Source organism: Hyphomicrobium sp., assembly GCF_035548195.1.
Lineage (GTDB): Bacteria > Pseudomonadota > Alphaproteobacteria > Rhizobiales > Hyphomicrobiaceae > Hyphomicrobium_B.
In genome coordinates, this window is record NZ_DASZTY010000035.1 from 278,890 (window position 1) to 298,047 (window position 19,158).

Here is a 19,158-nt window from a genome sequence, read left to right on the forward strand (position 1 = left end):
AAGCGCATCCGCGGCAGGCCGAGCGAATACCCTCACGCTAAGCTTGCCGCCAGATTGATCGTCAGCGCAAGCACCATCGTGTTGAAGAAAAAAGCGACTATCGCGTGCAGCGTCGCCAAACGGCGCAGCGATTGGGAATTGATCGTAATATCGGACGTTTGCGACGCCGCCCCAAAAGACGTCGCGAAATAGAAGAAATCCCAATAATCCGGAATCGTGCCCTTTGGAAATGCCAGCGGCTTCGATGAGGTTTTGTCTCCTGGCTGATCGGGGGCATAATATTCGTGGGCATAATGCAGAGTAAACGCCACTTGCGTCACCAGCCAGGAAACGATGATCGTTGCCGCGGCCAGGCCGACAAAAAGCAGTTTACCCTCGTTGGTCGCACCCTTGGCCTCGGCAATAATTCCGAAGATCGCGGCGAAACTCGAAAACATCGCAAATAGCAACAACACCAAAATAACGACCGCGCTATCGTCCTGACGGGCCGCACGCGTTCGGATGGTCTCCGAAGTGCATTGATGCATTGTCCAGAAAGCCAGGATCAAATACGTCGCGCCACCCGCGCACCAGGCCGCCGCTTCCCTCGCGGCGCCATGAAAAGTGTTTGGAAGCAGTAGAAAAACGCCGAACCCGATGATCGCTCCGAGGAAAGCCCTTGGCCGCAGTACTAAAGAACGCCAGATCGAACGTGGGCTGTACCATCGCGTGCGTTTTCCGGCGGCCGAAGCCATACTGCTCATTTCCGATCGTTCCTGGCGAACACGACTGCGACGCGGCTTCGACTCGTAGCAAGCAAGCCGCGCCTCCCACAAGCGGCAATCCCGATCCGCCTGTGCTTCAAACAAAGCGAAAATCTTGCGCGCACCATGGGCAACCGGCTGAAGAAAAAGGCCGAAACACCCTAGTTCGAGTGGCCTATGGCCTCCCGCTGAATAGCAGGATCGACGGAAAAGATTTGAACTAGCGGCTCCAGGGACGTGCCCTGAGGGCAGGAGACCGCGTCATGACAAGCTCATCGCTCGCAGCGTTTGCCGACACCAGATCGGCGATAACGCTGGAGCAATCAACAAGACCCCTGGTCGTGGTCATCGAGGACGATTATCAATCGTCGCTCGCGCTTACGATGCTGATCGACGATTGGGGCTACTCCTGCATTGCTGCCCGGAGCTCTCAGGAAGCGATCCAGACCCTCGGAGATCGCCTTCAGCACTTGGCCGCAATCGTGACGGATGTCGAAATCGCAGGCCAAATGCGCGGCATCAAGGACGCCCTCGCGATCGCCTCCAAGCTGGGCCGTTCGGTGCCGACCATTGTCACGACCGGCCATAGCGACTTCGCTGCGATCGCAGGTCCGTTTCCGGTAATCAGAAAGCCGTTCGATCCCGATATCCTCCACTCCTGGCTCGTACAGAAGCTTGGATATGCTTGATATTCTTGCCGTGGTCCGCGCGGCCCGCAGATGAATTGGGAATCAGCGTTTGGTTGCAAGCTCGGTCCGATTGCGGGCGCCAAAATGTGAAAATAGCGCTGCAAGATGAATTTTCACTGTCCCTTCGGCGATATCGAGTTCCCGCGCGATTTCCTTGTTGGAAAGGCCCCGGCGGACACAATCCAGGACATCGCGCTGTCGCGGCGAAATGGGTTTTGTGATGGCTCCACCGCCGGGGCCCCCTTTACCTTCGGCTGTCTGCGGCGTCGATAATTTTGCTCCCCCCGTCGCTCCGGATGTCATGAAACGCGGAACGTAAATCCGTCCGTCGAGAACATCCTCAAGAGCGCCGACGATCTCGTCATCGGAAAGCGATTTTGGAATGTAACCGCTAAGACCCGTCGCGACGGTTCGCAGAACGGCGTCACGCTCCTCTGACCCCGAAACGATAGCGACGCGGAGCCCGGGATAGGTCTCCTTGACGACGCTGAGACTTTCCGGACCGGAAATACCGGGCATCGTCAGATCGAACAGCCCAAGCTCGACCTGCCCTTCTTCCGAGAGGCGATCAAGCGCGGCATCGAAGCTGGAAGCCTCGATCACTGTTCTGAAACCAAGTTTGTCCTTGAGCAAAAAGCTGAGCCCAGCCCGGTACAGGCTATGATCGTCAGCCACGAGAACGGTGTGACGCTTTGCAATTGCCATAGGCTACTCTGCAATTCAGTCCATGCTAGCTCGTTCTTCGATGGCCGACGTACGAGCGGCAGCCCGACCCGCCCTTATGACCGCATTAAGAGTTGCGACGATGAGTTCAGGGTCGGCTGGCTTCGTCAACCATGGACGTCCGGACTTTGCAAGGGTTGCTAGCGTAGCAGAGTCGGTCCCCCCAGATAGGATGACTGCGGGAATGAAGTAACCGAGCTCCGCTGACATCCGTCCAATAAACTCCAGGCCAGTCTCCTGATCGCGCAAATCGAAGTCTAGGACTGCAGCATCGACGGTGAGCCCTTCGGCCATCGCTGCTGCGGCATCCGCGCCCTGCTGATAACCAAACACCGCGTTTCCCCGGTCCCTGAGGTCGCGACTTAGAGCCGCGACGATGAGCGGGTCGTCGTCGAGGATCAGAATCCTGAACCCGTGAACGTCGAACTCGTTCTTCGTAATATCGGCGCTTCCGGGCAATAACTCTATGACTCGCTCCGGCGGCAAAACGATCGAAAAACGCGATCCTCGCCCGGGCCGCGAACGGACAACAATCCGCATACCAAGTAAATCGGCATAGCGGCGGGCGATCGACAGGCCGAGGCCCAGTCCATCGTTTGCTCCGCGTGCGCGACGGTCAGTTCGCGAGAATTCTTCGAAAATCTTCTCGTGCTGTTCTTCCGAAAGACCGGGCCCGCTGTCATAGACGTCGATCATCCGCTGGCCATGCCGGCGGCGGGTCGCGAGAACAACCCCACCCTCTTTCGTAAACTTCAGCGCATTAGACACCAGATTTCGGATTATCGTTTCAAGTAATGCCGGATCAGTCTCGATCGCCCAATCCTGCGTTTTGCTAAAAAACTTCAGTCCGTTCTGCTCGGCTTCGACCTTCGATCCGACCGAAACACGCTCGATGATTTCCGCGACGGAAACCGGCACTTTTGTCGGCTCGATAAGCTTCGCATCGAGTCTGGAAACATTGAGCAGAGCATCGAACATACCCTTGAGCCCATGCAATCCTTCTTCCATTTGCGCGACGAGCGTCGTCGCCTCAACGCCATTCACACGTCGCGAAAGAGCTCGCGCGAACAGCGTCAATGCGTGTAGCGGCTGCCGCAGGTCATGGCTCGCGGCCGCGAGAAAACGCGATTTGGCTTCCGTCGCCTGCTCGGCCTCGGCTTTCGCACGTTCAAGTCCGATATTTTGTTCAGCAAGTCGCTGCGTACGCTCCCGCACTTGACTTTCGAGTGTCAGGTTGGCTGCGGCAAGTGAAGCTCTTTGGGCCGCCAGTTCGGCGACCATTGACCGAAGCGATTGACTAAGAATGCGCGCCTCGCCATAGCCATCGACGGCCGGAAAATCAACGTTACGTCCTCGACGAAGACCTTCGGCGGCATCCGCAAGCTGCAGCAGCGGCCGCGACAACTTGGAGGCAAGCGCCCAGGCCAAAAGAGCGGCAAGGGCCGAAAATACCGCGCCCCACATAAGGATATTCCGCTGCAGGCTCCTTACGGGTGCAAATGCCAGTTTCTGATCTTCCCGCACGAGAACGATCCAGCGCAAACCCGGATAGGATCGGTAGCCGTCGCTCTTCGAAAAGCCAGTGACGTAAGCCCGCCTATCGGGCCACTGCTCAATTGCAAAATTGGCGACACCCGCGCGCGCTCTTCTGATGCTGGGCAGATCGAGGGTTTTCCCGGCGATTTCGTCGGGTCCAAACAAAACCTGTCGCGCTTCGTTGAGAACGATGACGTCTGCAGGAATAGAGTTCTTCATACTGCCGAGAAGAGTATCCTTCACTTCTTCCGCCCAGTCGGCACTCAGCGTCGCGCCGAGAACACCCAACGTCTCCTCGTCATTGGAAACAGGCACCGAAAGATCGATGAAGTCTTCCATCTTTCTTTTGCCCGACGGCGTCTGGGTCGAATGCACGCGATGAAGCTTCACGTCGCCGACGTAAGGTCCGTCCAGACCCTCCTTGAACCACTCCTCTTGCCCGACGTTCTCACCCTCGAGAACGCCGCCCGTAGAAGCTTTTACCACGCCGTCGCGCGTGGCGTATCCTACCCAGGAGTAATCGGCATACGCCTTTTGAAAACGCTCGAGTGATACACGCAGAGAATCGGACGTTTCCGATTTCTCGGGAATCTTGGCGATCTCTGTCATATCGTCGAGGGATTGGAGACGCTCGTACATAGCGCGGTCGAGCTTGTCCTGCATTTCGTCGGCAAGAAGCGCAAGCGAGCGGCCAATCTGCAGTTCCAGGCGTGCGACAGCGTCATGCGCGATCACATACGAGACGGCAGCCGTCAGCAACAGCGATACGAGCGAAATCGCTGCCGCAATCAAGACCTTCAAAGAAACACGTCGCATGCGCTTTGGTCGTCCATCGTAACTTGTCCGAGCTTGAGGCTCCTTTACGGCCAAGATCAAGCGGCGCGCAAAAGAAAATTTCCGGCGCAGATGAAGAAAACTTCATGCATTTCCATCGGCTTGAATCTGCGGCGCCGCCGATTAGGCCAACTGGACTAATTGGCAAAAGAACGAGCCATAGACCGCTCTGCTGACTGGTGTCTGCACTTCAACGGGCGCAGGTAATCCGCGTCGCACAACCGGACCCGCCCGGGAGCTCAATTTTCCATGAGCCTTAGGAGTAACCGATGCAGACCTTCGAAAATACGGCCCATCCAATCGCCGCACCTGTCAAGGAGCGGGAGAGGCCACGATACGTGCCGCACCTAGGCAAGCTCGCGACCTTCATTGAACATCACGGGCACATCAACGATTCGGGGAGAAATCAGGATCATAATATAATAGAGGTGAGACGGACGGACGCCGAAATTGCTTTCCATCTGGGCATCTCGATGGAGGCTCTCGACCGGTGCTTCAGCGAGCTGGTCCGTCAGAATGTCATACGCCTGCGCAGTGCAAATCAGATCGAAATTTTAAACAACGCTCGACTCGCCGAAATCGCACGGCAAGTATGACGGCCAATCCAAACGCCGAGCACTCACGGCACTAAGAAAATGTATTTCGTCGAAGACGTGCGCCGTTCCTCACCCCATGCGCCGCTTCGATTGAAGGGGCCCGGCTTCCCCCCCGCCGGGCCCCACCACGTTCCTCCGAACCGAAATAGCAAAGTCAGTTCGCGTCGGCGAACGGGCTCGGTCGATCTTTCTCTGCAAGGTCGAGGTGCTGCACAGGAATGTCATGACGGGCCATCAATTCGCGCCAATCGGCGACATGCTTTTCAAGAGTATTGATCACGGATTTGGTGATGTCGTCATCGCCGCCAGGACCATTGAAAAGCCGGGCGATGCCGGACTTCCAAAATGCGAGCTGACCCTCAAGCGTCGAGAGTTCTCGGTTAGCCCATTCGATCATTGATCGTGCCCCCGTAAGTTATTCGAGGAACTTTACAACGAATCCGCGGTTTCCCGAAATCACAGAACATTTTTTTGAAACTCTATCCCCAAGCGCCGATCTTGGCGAAGCTTTGCCGCCAAAGTGAGTATATCGTTCCACCCTCGCCGGTCCTTCATTCCGAAAAACCTAAGAGCCGCTTCCGCCTTCAGTGCACGCGTTGCTCAAGATTGTTCGCGTACGCCGTAGCCGTTTCCAAGCCATTTGCCCCAATTTGGAACGCTGGCGCGCAAGCGTCCAACTAACGGCGCCATGCACGTACGTGCATGAGCGAAACGTAGAGAACGTATAGGGAGTGGCATCATGCAAGGCTCGTCTACATCAGGCGCGCGACGGACGCTGTTGCGTCGCGGCTTTTTCGTCTTCTCCATCTTGGCAACGGGGCTCTCGACGCTACCGGCATTCGCCGCAAGCGACGACAATGGACCAAAAGTCAAAACCGTCGAGGGATCTGTTCGCGGCTTCACGAAAGACGGCGTCAATATATTCCTTGGAATTCCGTATGCGGCACCACCCGTTGGCAAGCTCCGATGGATGCCCCCGCAGCCGGTCAAGAAGTGGAAGGGCGCATTGGATGCCACCAAATACGCGAACACATGTCCACAAGTCACCGAGCTCGGCGCTTTCGCCGGACCATCGAGTATCACCGAGGATTGCCTTTATCTGAATGTCTTTACGTCTGGAAAAGGGAAGAAGAAAAAGCCCGTCATCGTCTGGATCCACGGCGGCGGCAACGTCGATGGCGAATCCAACGACTACGACGGCAGCAAACTCGCAACGGGCGGCCCAAACGGAACGCCGACCGTCGTCGTTACGATCAACTATCGCATGGGACTTTTTGGGTTTCTGTCCGAAAGCCATTTGAACGCAGAGGGCCATCCCTGGGGCAATTACGGCATCATGGATTCCCAAGCCGCGCTTCGTTGGGTTCAGCGTAATATCGCGGCATTCGGCGGCGATCCGACGAACGTCACACTCGGAGGTCAATCCGCCGGCGCCATTGACACCAGTGCGAACTTGATCTCGCCGATTTCAGCGGGCTTGTTCCATCGTGCTATTACACAGAGCAGCCCGATTCCGAACGCGTTCTTCGCCCCGGCCGCGACGGCGCTGACGGCAGGCAACAATTTCGCCGCCGCAGCGGGCTGTTCGAATGCCAAATGTTTGCGCAAGCTATCGGCGGAACGAATTCTGCAATTGCAAGGCACTCCGAACGCGAACGGGCCTTACGTTGCCGGACCAATGGTAGACGGTACGATCGTCCCGATGCCCCCGGAAACGGCTTGGACGACGGGTGCCTACAATCACATGCCGATCCTCGGCGGCACGACAAAAGACGAACTAACGTTCAGCTTGGCCATCGCGGAGTATTTCTCCGGCCCGCCCCAGGTCGCACTCACGCCTGAACAATATCAGGCGAGGAACAGCGCTACAGTGCTGGGTCAATATCCACTATCCAACTACGGCAACAACCCGACGTTGGCCCAAACCAGAGTCAACTCCGACCCCTTCAAGTGCAACGGCTATCGCGTATTGACGCAACAAGCCAAGACGAACAAAGGCTATCCGGTATACGGTTATGATTTCACCTACCAGAAAGCACCGTTCTATTTCCCGCAAATGCCCAATACCTACGATGCGACGGGCCATTTTCAAGCTCTCGCTTTTCACACCGCCGACATTCAGTTCGTGTTCCCGAGCTGGCATGGCGGGAACCTTGGCGTGAATCTCGATCAGACGACGGGCCAACCCCGCGAGCTGCAAGGAGCCGAGGTAACGCTGTCGGATCAGCTCGTTGCAGCTTGGACGAATTTCGCTAAGACGGGCAACCCGAACAAGTCGGGTAACTCACCTTGGCCGAAGTTCAAGGCGGACTCGCCGACACTCTTCAAGCAGGACATTCCGAACGGCCTCGAAACCGGCGCGGAATTCGTAGCCAACTATAAGTGTGATTTCTGGGCAGCCCAGTAGATTCATAAGGTACGGCGGCCAGAAATGGGCCGCCGTACTCTGCTTAAAGACTTTGCCGCAAGGCCTCGCAGACGCGGGCGATATCCGTATCTGTCATTTGAGAGAAAAGCGGCACAAGAATACACTCATCCTGTGCTTGCTCCGAATGAACCAACGAATGCCTCTGCGGCTGCTCTTCATAAGCCGGTTCGCGATGCGCGCACATAATCCCGCGTCGCGTGCTGACGCCACATTTCAGCATCCTCTGCATCACCGTGCGCTGGTCAGCCTGTTTCGGCAGCCGAACGCAATAGCTCTGCCAATTTGAACGCGCCCAATGCGGCTCCTCTGGCACGACGATACCTGGAATGCCGTCTAAAAGCATCCGATAGCGCGCCGCAATTTCCCGACGTCGCTCGACGAGAGCGGCAAGCTTGCGCAATTGAACCCGCCCGATGGCCGCCTGCACATCCGTCATCCGGTAATTGAATCCAACGTCGGTATACCGTTCAAAAATGACATCCTTCGAGCGGTGCCGGACTTGATCGGATACGCTCATGCAGTGCTGGCGGTACAAGCGAAAACGCGCATCGAGATCAGGATCGCGACACGTCAGCATGCCGCCATCTCCCGTCGTTAAAACCTTCCGCGGGTGAAAAGAAAAACAAACGACGTCCCCTTGCGGATTTCCAATCGAATAGGCCTGCCCATCCCGAACGACTGCACTTCCAGCCGCGCATGCCGCATCCTCTACGACTGCCAGCCCATGCTTGCGCGCAAACGCGACGATCTCCTTCAGGTCGCACGGCATACCGATCTGGTGGACGCAAAGAATTGCGCGCGTGCGCGACGTAAGCGCCGCCTCAAGGCAAGCTGGATCCAGATTGAATGTCTTTGGATCGATGTCGACAAAAACAGGAATTGCGCCGCAATAACGAACCGCATTAGCCGTCGCGATGAAGGAATGGCTGACGGTGACAACTTCATCGCCTTCGGAGATACCAAGACCCAATAGCGCCAGATGCAAAGCCGTCGTACAGCTTGAAACGGCGCAGGCAAACGGCGCACCGACGGCTTGGGCGAACTCGGACTCGAATGCCAAAACTTCGGGACCCTGCGTAACCCATCCCGAACGGATCACACGCCCGGCCGCTTCCGCTTCCTCCTCGCCAAGGTCCGGCTTCGAGATCGGAATGACGGGCGGCGCATCAAGCATCGACGGTCTTCCCCGTCCAGTTGTGCTCGAGTTCCTCCGCGAGGAGATCATCCGCGGATCGATTGGATTGCCGGTACCAGGAATAAAGAACGGCCAAGCCCTCGCGCAACTCAACCGTCGGCGCGTAATCGATCAGGGCGCGCGCCTTCGACGTATCGGCGCAAAGCCTTAGCACGTCGCCTGGACGCGGCGCATCGTGCGCGACGCAGGCAACCCCATCGGCCACCAGAGCCGACACGGACCGTGCAAGCTCATTAATCGTAATTTCCTTCCCAGACCCGATGTTGATCGTCTGTCCGACCGCCGCATTCGCAACACCGCACAGAAGGATGCCGCGCGCCGTATCGGAAACAAAACTGAAATCCCGCGTTTGCGTCCCGTCACCAAAAATCTTGAGCGGCTTGCCTGCCATCGCGCGCAGCATAAACTTTGGGATAACTTCGCCCGAATCGCCTTCATGATGACAACGCGGCCCGAACGCGTTGAACGGCCGGACGACAACGGTCGGATAACGGTACGTCTCCCAAAAAGCTCTTGTGTAGCATTCACCTGCAAGCTTTCCGGCGCCATAAACCGTCATAGGCCAGATCGGATGATCCTCCGACATCGGCACGTGCCGAGCGGTGCCATAAATTTCAGAGCTTGAAACATAGACGAAACGCTCGACGCCTGATTTCTTCGCGAGTTCAAGCAAGCGCAACGTTCCCGTCGCGTTGACATCGTGGTTCTCAACCGGCGAATGAACGGAGTGGCGAACACCGAGGCAAGCTAAGTGATAGACGAGATCGCAATTCTCGAAATGCGGCGCGACACCATCAAGGTCGCGAACATCAGCGCGTTCGAACCGCAGCTTTCCGGTGATCCCATCAAGATTGGACTGCTTCCCGTTCACCAGATTGTCTAAAACGACTACATCCGCACCGTGAGCACACAGCTGGCGCACAAGCTCAGAGCCTATAAAGCCGGCTCCTCCGGTGACAAGAACACATTTCCCGTGCAAATCCAAATTCAGTGGTCCTCAATCGATCTTAGGTTCGCTTCGTCCTCAATGAGAAAGAGCGCGTCGCGCCGCGTTCCTTCCTTGGTGCGCCACAGGTACTCTCCGATGACGCCGAGCATCAGCATCTGAAGTCCGCCGAGCACCAGCACGACGACCATCAGCGACGTCCATCCCTGCGCGATCTCCGTGGGTCCATTTGAAAGCGCTCGGATCAAAAGAAACAACGCGTAAGCGAAACCGAGCAGACTGACGAGTCCGCCAACGTAGATCATAAAACGGAGCGGGACGTAGCTGGCGCTAACGACGGAATCGAACAGTAGCCGCAAGCGGCGCGAGATATTCCACTTAGACGTTCCGAATTTTCGTGCAGGCTTCGCAAACGGAACAACCCCAACCGAATAACCGAGCCGCGGAATATCGACGAGCAGGCTCGGAAAAAGACCGGCCTGCTGCACCAAATTGCGATAAGCACGTTTGCTCATCAGCGCAAAACTGCATTGATACGGCAGCTCGCCGACATTCGATATGCGGCGCATCAACGAATGAAATACGGTCGAAGCAAAACCTTCAAAGAGTCCCTGTCCATCGTCCCCGTCACGGACGGCCCAGACGACATCTTTGCCCTGCCGGAATTGAGCGATCATCTCCGGGAGTAACGATGGGGGATCCTGCAGATCGGCGCTGATAAAGGCCGCGCAATCTTCATCGCACTGCGCCAATCCCGCGATGACGGCTGTATGAGAGCCCGAGCGCCGCGAGAGGCGGATGTATGATAGCCAATCATGGCGTTCGCAGGCGCGCTTCAGCAACATCGGCGTTTGATCGTCGGAATGATCGTCAACGACAACGACTCGCACGTTTGTGTAGGGAAGCGACCGGCGAAATTCATCGAGTGCCGCCTGGAGTGCGTCCAGTCCTTCCGCTTCGTTATAAGCCGGAATCACGACGGCCAGCGACTTTGCCTCTCGCCGAGCTGGTATGGCGTCACTCTCGGCGTGAGACCTCAACATGCGAACAAGCCTTCTACCTCGGACAGAGACGCACCGTGAGGAACCTCATCGTCGGCGCCGACCGCCCTTCGCCGTTTTGCAGGTGAACCGGTCGCTATGATCCCGCCGGGAAGGTCGCGCGACACGACGCTTCCCGCGCCGACAAGCGTCCCTCGCCCAATCTGGACTTCCGGTAGGATTGTGCAGTTGGTCCCGATGAAACAATGTGATGCCACACCCGCTCCCCCTGCGATCGCCACGGCCGACCCCAACAAAACATTATCTCCAATCGTCGCGTGATGCTCGACGATGGCGCCTGCATGAGCACCGAACAGATGTCCCACATTCGCGAACGCTCCAACGTAAGCGCCGTCCATGAAGAACCCGCCAGTCCCAAGCTTCGCCGAAGGCGATATCCGGACACTCGGGGCAAAGAGATTGGGAAACTGTACGCCCGCCTTTGAAAGCGCCGCCCAGACTTGGCAACTTCGCCACGACCGATAAGTACCTAGCGCCAAGAAAGCTTCCACTCCGCTGCCTGGCATTTCATCCAGTCCACGCACCACCGGCCCAAGGACCGGAAAATCGAAGTGAGACCGGCTACCTTGTGGTTTTCCATCATCGTAAAAGCCGTCGATGTCATAGGTATCGGCGTAATGCCACCGGAGTAGATCGGCGATGACGGCGCCGCGAACACCCGCGCCAAAAATGCGAATTCGCCGCTTCTCAACCATGATGGCGTCGCCCGGCTCGCATTCAGATGGCTTCGAGCGCGAGTCGTTCAGGCGCGACCGCTTGCGCGAGCGCGCTGCACACCCTGTCACGCTGCGCGGTTGTCAATTCAGGATAGATCGGGAGTGAAAGGGTCTCGTCGGCTATTTGCTCGGCCACCGGAAAATCACCTGGCCGATAGCCCAAATCTTTGAACGCTGGCTGAAGATGGACAGGAATAGGGTAATGCATCCCGACGCCAATGCGGGAATCCACCATAACTTTGCGTACGGCTTCCCGCCTCGCGACACGCGTCGCGTAGACATGATACACGTGCCGATCGCCAACCGCTGGCGTCGGCGGTCTCTTGATCCCGAGGGAATCGAGCGCTTCATCATAGGCAGCGGCGTGCGCCATACGCGCGCGAGTCCAATCCTCAAGATGACGAAGCTTGACTCGAAGGATTGCGCCCTGAATGCCGTCCATCCGATAATTGTAGCCAAGCTCGATACTCCGGTACTTTTCTTCCGCGCCCCAGTCCCGAAGGAGCCGCATGCGTTTGACAAAATCCGGGTTGTCCGACAGGGCCGCCCCGCCCTCGCCACAGGCGCCGAGATTCTTACCGGCATAGAAGCTGAAGCAGGCAATGTCTCCGAAACTTCCGGCGCGCCCGCCGCGATACTCCGCGCCGTGCGCTTGCGCGGCATCCTCAATCACAAGAAGATTCTTGCGACGCGCGATCTCGACAATCGGCGTCATATCCGCCATCCGGCCATGAAGATGCACGGGAACGATCGCCTTCGTCCGAGACGTGATTTTTTGCTCGATGAGAGAGGGATCTATATTTCCGGTTGCATCGTCGACATCCACGAAAATCGGCGTCGCTCCGGCATAGGCGATTGCCGCCGTGGTCGCGATGAATGTCATCGGCGGTGTAATCACTTCATCGCCTGCTCCGATTCCCGCAGCCAGGAACGCGAGATGAAGCGCACTCGTTCCCGAATTGACGGCGATGCATTCTCCGCCGCCGCAATAAGCGGCGAACTCTTCCTCAAAGGCGCGGACATTCCGGCCCAGGATATATTCGCCGCTGCCGAGGACGCCCAGCACCGCCTCGTCGATTTCAGCCTTGATGGCTAAATATTGCGTTTTCAGATCCAATAACGGAATCATGCGCCAGACCCCCCGGCCTCAACGTTTCTATATTTATGAGCTGGCCACCACGGCGCATCGAGATACTCGCGGCTTCCAAAATTTGCACAACCTTTAGACCCATCGCACCAGGCGTTTCCGGCGTCTTTCCGGACGACACGCAGTCGATGAAATGTTGAACCTCCGACCGTAGCGCTTCGGATGCATCGAGATTGGGAGCAAGCATGTCGCCAATGCGGTACCCGACGCGCATCTGTTGAATGGCATCCGGATTATTCGTGACGTGCACGCCTTTGTCGTAAATTTTGATCTTTTCGCTCGGTTCCAGATCGTCATAGACAATCATTTTGCGGCTGCCGCCGATGATCGTGCGGCGAATTTTGACGGGCGCGAGCCAGTTGACGTTGATATGCGCGATCCGGTTGCTCGCGAACGTCAGCGTAAGATAGGCAATATTCGTCGGCGTACCCGGAACATGGCTCATGCCCAACGCCGAAACAGCCACCGGCTCTTCATCGAAGAGATAGGCCATAATCGACAGATCGTGCACGGCGAGATCCCACAACACGTCCACGTCATGTTGAAAGAGGCCCAAGTTGATGCGCGTGGAATCGTAATAGAGGATTTCCCCGAGCGCGCCCGAGGCGATCAGTGATCGGATATATCGTACGGCCCCCGTATAGATGAACGTGTGATCAACCATGAGCGTAAGCCCACGGCTTTCCGCTGTCTCGATGAGCCTCCGTGCTTCGCGCACGTTCGACGTCATCGGCTTTTCAACGAGAACATGCTTGCCGGCTTCGAGCGCGCGAAGGCCGAGGTCATAGTGGGATGCCGCCGGCGTCGCGATCACGACCGCATGAACCGATTCATCGGCGAGCATTTCGTCGACACCAACCCCAACTTGCGCGGACCCGCACAAGCTTCGAATTATTTTATGTCGCGAAGTATCGCGCTCCGCTACATATCGGAGTTCAGCACCCTCGGCTCCGACGAAATTGCGCGCCAGATTCGGGCCCCAATATCCGAACCCAATTAATCCTACCCCGATCATTTCCACCCCTAGCCGCATCAGAATGGCGGCAAGCGGAATAGCGATCAAGCAACAAATGCTGAGCTGCGGTTACTGCATCGCAACAGAAACGCGTGCCCAAGTCATTGCTTTCATGGTTGGAGAACTTTCTGAACGCGGGCAGGATTTCCGAAGGCGACACCGTAATCCGGGATATCGCGCGTCACGACCGAACCCGCACCTATCATCGCCCCTGTGCCGATTTTCAAGCCGGGCAAAATAACCGAACCGCTGCCGATCGACGCGCGGGCGCCGACGCGCGTGGGAAGCACCACCCAGTCGGCCTCCGTTTGCGGTGACCCGTCCTCGTTGACGGCGCGCGGCATGCGATCGTTCGTGAACATAACGGAGTGGCCGATGAAAACGCCATCCTCGATCACCACGCCCTCGCAGAGAAAACTGTGGGACGAGATCTTGCAGGCGGCACCGACCACGACATTTTTCTGAATCTCGACAAACGCGCCGATGCGCGTGTCCTCACCAATAGTACATCCATAGAGATTAACGAGATCCGGATGATGTATTTTGACGTTCGAGCCAAGCTTGACGGAGGAAGCAATCGGCATGCGGGACCGGTCTAGCTGTTGATTTACGGGTTTCGCGGCGGACGCTTAGGCTGCCGTGGCGACCAAAAGCGAATGCGAATAAGGAATGCGAAGCAAATTGCGCTTGGCTTGTGTTTTGACGTTGAAAGCAGCCGCCGCCAACGCTTCGTATCCGTCGAGTGTGCGCACAAATCGACCCCTATCCGCAAGTGCCAAAAGCCGTGCGATCGGATGCTGAGGGCTCTCGATCAAAGGATCGAGCGCAACAAACCGCCCCCCCGGCTTCAGGTGGCGTATGGCATTCCTCACGAGGGTACGTGCCTCAGCGTCGTCAAGGTGATGAAGCAGGCCGATCGCAATTGCGAGATCGAAATCCTGCTTGCCAATCGCGGGAAAGTTTCTGACGTCCGCCGCAATGAACGTGCCTCTTGCGCCCAATCGCCGTTCCGCATCGCAAATATATGCTTCGGAGCAATCAATGCCGACATACTCAACTGGCGGCAAATGCTCCAACAGAGTCCCCGTCCCACAACCAAGGTCCAAAATCCGGTCGCCGGGTTTCGCCTTCAGGATCTCCTTGACGATATGATTTCGCGTTGCATCAGCGCCGAGCAGGCGCTGAAACCCCTCATAAGTCGCTGGCCGATCCAAAGCCCATCGGAAAAAGCTACGCCGCTCCACAACACTACCCTGCAAAAACGCGCTGCGGCCAGTTAGTCTTCTTTTTGCGTTTCGTTCAAGGTGTCTGAGGATTGCGAGGCGGCTTATTTCTCCCGCAGCCGATCGAACGGGTATACAAAATAATACGGAAACAGGTCTGCGATACGCTCTCGCCCCAAATCTCGAAAATATTGCTGGGATCGAAAAGGTTGAAGGTAAATCCGATATCGGCCCTCCTGCGATCCCCACTTCTTCTTGAACTGAAATACGCCCGACTCTCGTGACGGCGAGCTTTCCCAATTCCAATAACGCGCTCCGCGTGCACGCGCGTCCCTGATTGCACGATCGATCAAGAGAGTTCCCGGCTGAAATCCTCGCGCCCTCGCGAGAGTGCAAGGAATGTAGTAGCTCACCGTCATCGGCGATCTCAAAACGAGCAGCCCGCCGATCATTTCGCCGTCGTGAAATGCAAAATAGACGGCGCTGCGCCGCCCGAGCGCCTCTAAATCAAGTAACATTTCCACGCACGCTCTCGGCTTTACGGGAATGCCCTGCTCGATGCAGTTTTGAACGTAAAGGCCGTAAAATGCATCTCGCCGTTGGGCGTCCACATCCGTCGAAACCGTGACGCCCAGCCGCTCGCTTCGCCTGAGATCGTAAGCGATACTCTTGCTGAATGTTACCGTTTCGAGATCCAGATATTGCGTGAATTTATCCGTAACCAGAGCATCCGGCATCACGGAATCATAAGACGCGAAGTCCGACGCAAGGAACGGCGTATATACGGAACACGCGACAGCACCGGCGGCACGCGCATCCTCGATAAGCGAACGAAGAAGCGCAGTCTGCAATTCGCCGGCTTGATCTTCACCGGCCAGAACGCCGGCGTTCGGCCCAAAAAACGGCAACGAGCCGAAAACTGCGCCCTCGGGCGTAATTTTTCGAAATGCTGGAAGAACTGCGCGAAGCTTGCCATCGACGCGTGCGGCCAATGTGCAAGCCTCGCCCGCACCCGCCGCCGCAATCACATCCCGATAGATGGGATAATGATAACCAAGGACCGACGGCGAGCGCTTTCCGAGTCCGTCGAGAAATTCGGTCAGTTCCGAGTCATCCCGATTTTCCAGGCGCTCGATTTGGATCTGCATTCCCCACCAACTGCCGCTTACCGATGATTTGACGAGACCGAAGCACGCTCAACGCCATCGGTTCTGCGCTGATACAAAACAATGGTGTTCACAGCCCAGCGATCATTGAAGCTATTCATCGGATGTTTGTACTTGAGCCGCAGGATCTTACGATAGTCCGGAAGTTCCTTATCAATCTGCTTTTCGACGGGCTTGTAGGTGTTGGTCACGAGCACAAATGGCGCATGTGTTTTCTGCGCCTCGCTTGTGATCCCTGCCGGAAATAGCGGATCGTTCTCATGAAAGAACCGAAAATGGGCATCGGAAAAAGCGGAGACGAAACGAAAGCCGTTGTGATCCGCAACGACATTTGATGTTCCGATGATTGCTCCGATCCGGGTGCCGATTTTCTCAAGCTGATGGCGCGGACGAAACGACGTGATCTGCTGCACGCCGCTCACCGCGACCAGACCAGCGATAACCCCGTAAACGCCGAGCGCCAGCTTGCGGATATCAAAGGTCGCGACAAGGGCCAGCAGCACCGCAGTTCCGGCGAGCGCTGCCCATACGGCGGGCATATTCCAAGTCTTAACAGCCCAGAAGGGCACGACGAGCATCATACCTCGGAACATGGAGGCGGCGATTGCGATACCGAGCAGCGCCGAACATACCAAGGCCAAACGTAATCCGGAGGGAGAAATCGATCGCCTCGGATCAAGTAGCTGTTTGATCGCAGCAAGATGCAGAAAGACCAGAGGAACAGCGACGATCGTCACTTTCTTCCAATAGAGCTGCGGCACGAACGCGGACCAAACGAACAGGATCAGAACACAGACGAGTGAGAACCGTTCCGCAAGACTCAATCGCTGGCATGCCCTCCAGGCAATCGCGATCGTCGGAATGAGGACAAACGAACTTGCTGGAAAATAGACTTCGAAATTTTTGGGCAACACCAGGAGCGGCGCGATGACTCTGTCCATAAATGACGTGCGCATGTGTGGCGCGCGATAATCGAATATCACTTTACTGTAAGCGATCGAGTCGACAGCCTCGCGCCAGCCCATCGTCAGGCAAACGGCCGCGACGAATAAAACGATACTCGCCAAGCCTCCGAGCCCACACGCAACGAAATCGCCAAATCGCGCACGGCCCGAAATCAACTCCAGCATCATCGTAATTGCGATGGCAATCGGCAAGACGATGCCGTCGACCTTCACAAACAGGGCCGATCCCGCAATAAACCCTGCGATTCCATAGAGCCAGGCGCTCCTTTTCCGATCGCTGCGCTTCTCGATCTTCAGAAGGACAAACAGCAATAATACCGCAATGAACGGATAAAGGTTTTCGTTATTCGACGTCGGACGCAGCACTGACAAAAACGGCGACAATGCAAACACCGTCGTCGCACCTGCAGCAAGCAACGGGCTGCCGGGGGCCGAGCGCCAACATACAACTGCAAAAAGCGCTATGCTTGCCAAATTTGCGAATACAAAAGGCGCACGCAGAGCCGCCAGACTGTGGCCCAGGAGACTATAAGACAACGCCGCCAGGAAACTCGCCAGCGGGGCAAATGGCAAACTCTGCCATCCGCCCCCTTCACCAATCCACGATCCGAAAAGATAGCGTGTCCGCCCCGCCTCCCCGGCGTGAAACTCTTCGATGAAGAGCGTCCGAAATGCCGGATCGGCACCGATATGCCTGACAATCCAGATGGCGTAGAGCACCAGCCCAAACGCCAGCAACGCAAGACAAAGCGTTTCGCTCCTGCGGACGGACAGCAATCTTGAAGTCATCAGTGATGAGATCCCCAACGATCCGTCCAGCCGAAGCCGAAAAGCAGACTAGGCGTCTTCTTCGATCGCAATCTGAGCGATCTCCGTCGCGCCGCCATTAAAATAACCCCCGATAGCATGTCCGACGGCCACGGCAAGGATACACAGCACCACCGAAGCGATGACGTTGACGGCAGCTCGCGTAAACGCACCCGCGCGTAAGAGATCAAGCGTCTGCAAGCTGAATGACGAAAAAGTTGTGTAGCCGCCGCAAAGGCCGATCATCACAAAGAGGCGTACGTCCTCCGAAACCGGAAAACGACCGTGCGCCAATGTCAGCGTCCCGAAAAATCCGATGATGAACGACCCCGTGATATTGATGAGGATCGTTCCGATCGGAAGCGCACCGCTGATCGGCAATGCTGCGACTGAAATGAGATATCGAGAGAGTGTTCCGAGCGCCCCGCCAAGCATCACGATAAGGCATGTGGTAAATGACATTCATAGCTCCCTTCGCAAAGGCCCGCCCACCGGCGGATTCTTATGCAATCGATAGGAGTCATCAGCCATCAGCGGCGGTTGTCGGGAGAACTCCATCCCCATCGATGCTTGAATACACGAAGCGCTTCGAGAGCTGAACCGCATTCGCGTGAGCCACGTCAACCGCATACATTCCCGTGGTATTCTGTTTATAATAACGCAACAACATTACAGCATTTCTCTCTTGGGTTGACGGAACCCGCATTGGGGAGATCTCATCTCCCCGTACGCACACTGCACTTGGCTGTCAGTGCGCGGATCTGCTCACTTATTGGCGCGATTTAGACCTCTGCTAGAACTGGTGCGCCGCTCACTATGCTGCGTGGCGTGTTCCGGGCGTTCCGGTCGGACCGCGCGGCGATCTCTGCTAGAACCTTTTCTATTTTCAGGACGGTAAGGGACTTGTTCCGGTCGGACCGCGCGGCGATCTCTGCTAGAACGACCTCGTGCCGTAATTAACTGCTGGTTTGGTTCCGGTCGGACCGCGCGGCGATCTCTGCTAGAACGACGCCCGTAATAGCCTTGACGCAATCGCCGTTCCGGTCGGACCGCGCGGCGATCTCTGCTAGAACGATATTTTTTATCACGCCAAGGCGCAGGGAGTTCCGGTCGGACCGCGCGGCGATCTCTGCTAGAACAAAGGAAGGCTTTAGAGTCTACGCCCAGTGGTTCCGGTCGGACCGCGCGGCGATCTCTGCTAGAACTGACCGCACAAGAATGGCACATCCTGACCGGTTCCGGTCGGACCGCGCGGCGATCTCTGCTAGAACTGTCGCCGTGTTTACCAGCGCGAGAAGCACGTTCCGGTCGGACCGCGCGGCGATCTCTGCTAGAACGACCTCGTGCCGTAATTAACTGCTGGTTTGG

18 protein-coding genes, 1 CRISPR repeat array and 1 riboswitch are annotated in these 19,158 nt (G+C 56.8%); of the genes, 3 read left to right on the forward strand and 15 right to left on the reverse strand.

The features are described from left to right. Positions 1-32: 32 nt before the first annotated feature. The gene (locus VHB22_RS14880; protein WP_325457761.1) at positions 33-743 is read right to left on the reverse strand and encodes a DUF1345 domain-containing protein; all 711 of its coding nucleotides are present in this window, start codon (positions 741-743) and stop codon (positions 33-35) included. Between the two features lie 263 nt (positions 744-1,006). On the opposite strand from VHB22_RS14880, the gene VHB22_RS14885 reads away from it, so the two are divergent. Next, complete coding sequence (locus tag VHB22_RS14885; RefSeq protein WP_325457762.1) at positions 1,007-1,432, forward strand: response regulator; 426 nt, start codon at positions 1,007-1,009, stop codon at positions 1,430-1,432. Between the two features lie 42 nt (positions 1,433-1,474). Here the strand turns inward: VHB22_RS14885 and VHB22_RS14890 are convergent, their stop codons facing one another. Together VHB22_RS14890 and VHB22_RS14895 are read right to left on the reverse strand one after the other, a co-directional pair. Further along, a complete protein-coding gene (locus tag VHB22_RS14890; protein ID WP_325457763.1) occupies positions 1,475-2,137 on the reverse strand; it encodes a response regulator transcription factor in 663 nt (220 codons plus the stop codon). A 15-nt stretch (positions 2,138-2,152) separates the two neighbouring features. Next, a complete protein-coding gene (locus VHB22_RS14895; protein ID WP_325457764.1) occupies positions 2,153-4,507 on the reverse strand; it encodes an ATP-binding protein in 2,355 nt (784 codons plus the stop codon). Positions 4,508-4,794: 287 nt separating this feature from the next. Here VHB22_RS14895 and VHB22_RS14900 point away from each other — a divergent pair, with 287 nt between their 5' ends. Then, a complete protein-coding gene (locus VHB22_RS14900; RefSeq protein ID WP_325457765.1) occupies positions 4,795-5,121 on the forward strand; it encodes a helix-turn-helix domain-containing protein in 327 nt (108 codons plus the stop codon). 154 nt (positions 5,122-5,275) lie between these two features. Here VHB22_RS14900 and VHB22_RS14905 read toward each other — a convergent pair whose 3' ends face one another. After that, positions 5,276-5,518: a hypothetical protein gene (locus VHB22_RS14905; RefSeq protein WP_325457766.1), complete on the reverse strand. Its 243-nt coding sequence runs from the start codon at positions 5,516-5,518 to the stop codon at positions 5,276-5,278. Positions 5,519-5,860: 342 nt separating this feature from the next. On the opposite strand from VHB22_RS14905, the gene VHB22_RS14910 reads away from it, so the two are divergent. Continuing rightward, positions 5,861-7,528: a carboxylesterase/lipase family protein gene (locus VHB22_RS14910; protein ID WP_325457767.1), complete on the forward strand. Its 1,668-nt coding sequence runs from the start codon at positions 5,861-5,863 to the stop codon at positions 7,526-7,528. 43 nt (positions 7,529-7,571) lie between these two features. Here VHB22_RS14910 and VHB22_RS14915 read toward each other — a convergent pair whose 3' ends face one another. From VHB22_RS14915 to crcB, 11 genes are all read right to left on the reverse strand, one after another. Continuing rightward, positions 7,572-8,723, reverse strand: a complete 1,152-nt coding sequence (locus VHB22_RS14915; protein WP_325457768.1) for a DegT/DnrJ/EryC1/StrS family aminotransferase — start codon at positions 8,721-8,723, stop codon at positions 7,572-7,574. Further along, positions 8,716-9,729, reverse strand: coding sequence for an NAD-dependent epimerase/dehydratase family protein (locus tag VHB22_RS14920; RefSeq protein WP_325457769.1), 1,014 nt, complete (start codon positions 9,727-9,729; stop codon positions 8,716-8,718). Before VHB22_RS14920 ends, VHB22_RS14915 begins: the two co-directional genes overlap by 8 nt. A 2-nt stretch (positions 9,730-9,731) precedes the next feature. Then, positions 9,732-10,733 (reverse strand): glycosyltransferase, encoded by a 1,002-nt coding sequence (locus VHB22_RS14925; protein ID WP_325457770.1) that lies wholly within the window; start codon positions 10,731-10,733, stop codon positions 9,732-9,734. Beyond that, entirely contained in the window at positions 10,727-11,446 is a 720-nt protein-coding gene (locus tag VHB22_RS14930; protein WP_325457771.1) for a DapH/DapD/GlmU-related protein, read from the reverse strand. The genes VHB22_RS14925 and VHB22_RS14930 overlap by 7 nt, the downstream gene beginning before the upstream one ends. Before the next feature lie 22 nt (positions 11,447-11,468). Beyond that, on the reverse strand, positions 11,469-12,596 hold the full coding sequence (locus VHB22_RS14935) for a DegT/DnrJ/EryC1/StrS family aminotransferase (RefSeq protein ID WP_325457772.1): 1,128 nt from the start codon (positions 12,594-12,596) through the stop codon (positions 11,469-11,471). Beyond that, complete coding sequence (locus VHB22_RS14940; RefSeq protein WP_325457773.1) at positions 12,547-13,629, reverse strand: Gfo/Idh/MocA family oxidoreductase; 1,083 nt, start codon at positions 13,627-13,629, stop codon at positions 12,547-12,549. The genes VHB22_RS14935 and VHB22_RS14940 overlap by 50 nt, the downstream gene beginning before the upstream one ends. Before the next feature lie 110 nt (positions 13,630-13,739). After that, positions 13,740-14,213 (reverse strand): acyltransferase, encoded by a 474-nt coding sequence (locus VHB22_RS14945; RefSeq protein WP_325457774.1) that lies wholly within the window; start codon positions 14,211-14,213, stop codon positions 13,740-13,742. A 45-nt stretch (positions 14,214-14,258) separates the two neighbouring features. Then, positions 14,259-14,873: a class I SAM-dependent methyltransferase gene (locus VHB22_RS14950; RefSeq protein ID WP_325457785.1), complete on the reverse strand. Its 615-nt coding sequence runs from the start codon at positions 14,871-14,873 to the stop codon at positions 14,259-14,261. 83 nt (positions 14,874-14,956) lie between these two features. Beyond that, complete coding sequence (locus VHB22_RS14955) at positions 14,957-16,000, reverse strand: GNAT family N-acetyltransferase (protein WP_325457775.1); 1,044 nt, start codon at positions 15,998-16,000, stop codon at positions 14,957-14,959. A gap of 17 nt (positions 16,001-16,017) precedes the next feature. Continuing rightward, entirely contained in the window at positions 16,018-17,772 is a 1,755-nt protein-coding gene (locus VHB22_RS14960) for a hypothetical protein (protein WP_325457776.1), read from the reverse strand. A 48-nt stretch (positions 17,773-17,820) separates the two neighbouring features. Further along, positions 17,821-18,252, reverse strand: a complete 432-nt coding sequence (gene crcB / locus VHB22_RS14965; RefSeq protein WP_325457777.1) for a fluoride efflux transporter CrcB — start codon at positions 18,250-18,252, stop codon at positions 17,821-17,823. A 45-nt stretch (positions 18,253-18,297) separates the two neighbouring features. After that, positions 18,298-18,361: riboswitch (Fluoride riboswitch) on the reverse strand. Positions 18,362-18,629: 268 nt separating this feature from the next. Beyond that, a CRISPR array of direct repeats spans positions 18,630-19,127; the repeat unit is 36 nt; unit sequence GTTCCGGTCGGACCGCGCGGCGATCTCTGCTAGAAC. The last annotated feature ends 31 nt before the right edge of the window (positions 19,128-19,158 follow it).

What these genes read in the sequence shown, in the direction of transcription:
- VHB22_RS14955 (WP_325457775.1), bottom strand. Translation starts at nt 16,000, where the DNA reads ATGCAGATCCAAATCGAGCGCCTGGAAAATCGGGATGACTCGGAACTG.
- crcB (WP_325457777.1), bottom strand. Translation starts at nt 18,252, where the DNA reads ATGTCATTTACCACATGCCTTATCGTGATGCTTGGCGGGGCGCTCGGA.
- VHB22_RS14935 (WP_325457772.1), bottom strand. Translation starts at nt 12,596, where the DNA reads ATGATTCCGTTATTGGATCTGAAAACGCAATATTTAGCCATCAAGGCT.
- VHB22_RS14910 (WP_325457767.1), top strand. Translation starts at nt 5,861, where the DNA reads ATGCAAGGCTCGTCTACATCAGGCGCGCGACGGACGCTGTTGCGTCGC.
- VHB22_RS14960 (WP_325457776.1), bottom strand. Translation starts at nt 17,772, where the DNA reads ATGACTTCAAGATTGCTGTCCGTCCGCAGGAGCGAAACGCTTTGTCTT.
- VHB22_RS14900 (WP_325457765.1), top strand. Translation starts at nt 4,795, where the DNA reads ATGCAGACCTTCGAAAATACGGCCCATCCAATCGCCGCACCTGTCAAG.
- VHB22_RS14945 (WP_325457774.1), bottom strand. Translation starts at nt 14,213, where the DNA reads ATGCCGATTGCTTCCTCCGTCAAGCTTGGCTCGAACGTCAAAATACAT.
- VHB22_RS14930 (WP_325457771.1), bottom strand. Translation starts at nt 11,446, where the DNA reads ATGGTTGAGAAGCGGCGAATTCGCATTTTTGGCGCGGGTGTTCGCGGC.
- VHB22_RS14885 (WP_325457762.1), top strand. Translation starts at nt 1,007, where the DNA reads ATGACAAGCTCATCGCTCGCAGCGTTTGCCGACACCAGATCGGCGATA.
- VHB22_RS14940 (WP_325457773.1), bottom strand. Translation starts at nt 13,629, where the DNA reads ATGATCGGGGTAGGATTAATTGGGTTCGGATATTGGGGCCCGAATCTG.
- VHB22_RS14880 (WP_325457761.1), bottom strand. Translation starts at nt 743, where the DNA reads ATGAGCAGTATGGCTTCGGCCGCCGGAAAACGCACGCGATGGTACAGC.
- VHB22_RS14905 (WP_325457766.1), bottom strand. Translation starts at nt 5,518, where the DNA reads ATGATCGAATGGGCTAACCGAGAACTCTCGACGCTTGAGGGTCAGCTC.
- VHB22_RS14915 (WP_325457768.1), bottom strand. Translation starts at nt 8,723, where the DNA reads ATGCTTGATGCGCCGCCCGTCATTCCGATCTCGAAGCCGGACCTTGGC.
- VHB22_RS14890 (WP_325457763.1), bottom strand. Translation starts at nt 2,137, where the DNA reads ATGGCAATTGCAAAGCGTCACACCGTTCTCGTGGCTGACGATCATAGC.
- VHB22_RS14895 (WP_325457764.1), bottom strand. Translation starts at nt 4,507, where the DNA reads ATGCGACGTGTTTCTTTGAAGGTCTTGATTGCGGCAGCGATTTCGCTC.
- VHB22_RS14925 (WP_325457770.1), bottom strand. Translation starts at nt 10,733, where the DNA reads ATGTTGAGGTCTCACGCCGAGAGTGACGCCATACCAGCTCGGCGAGAG.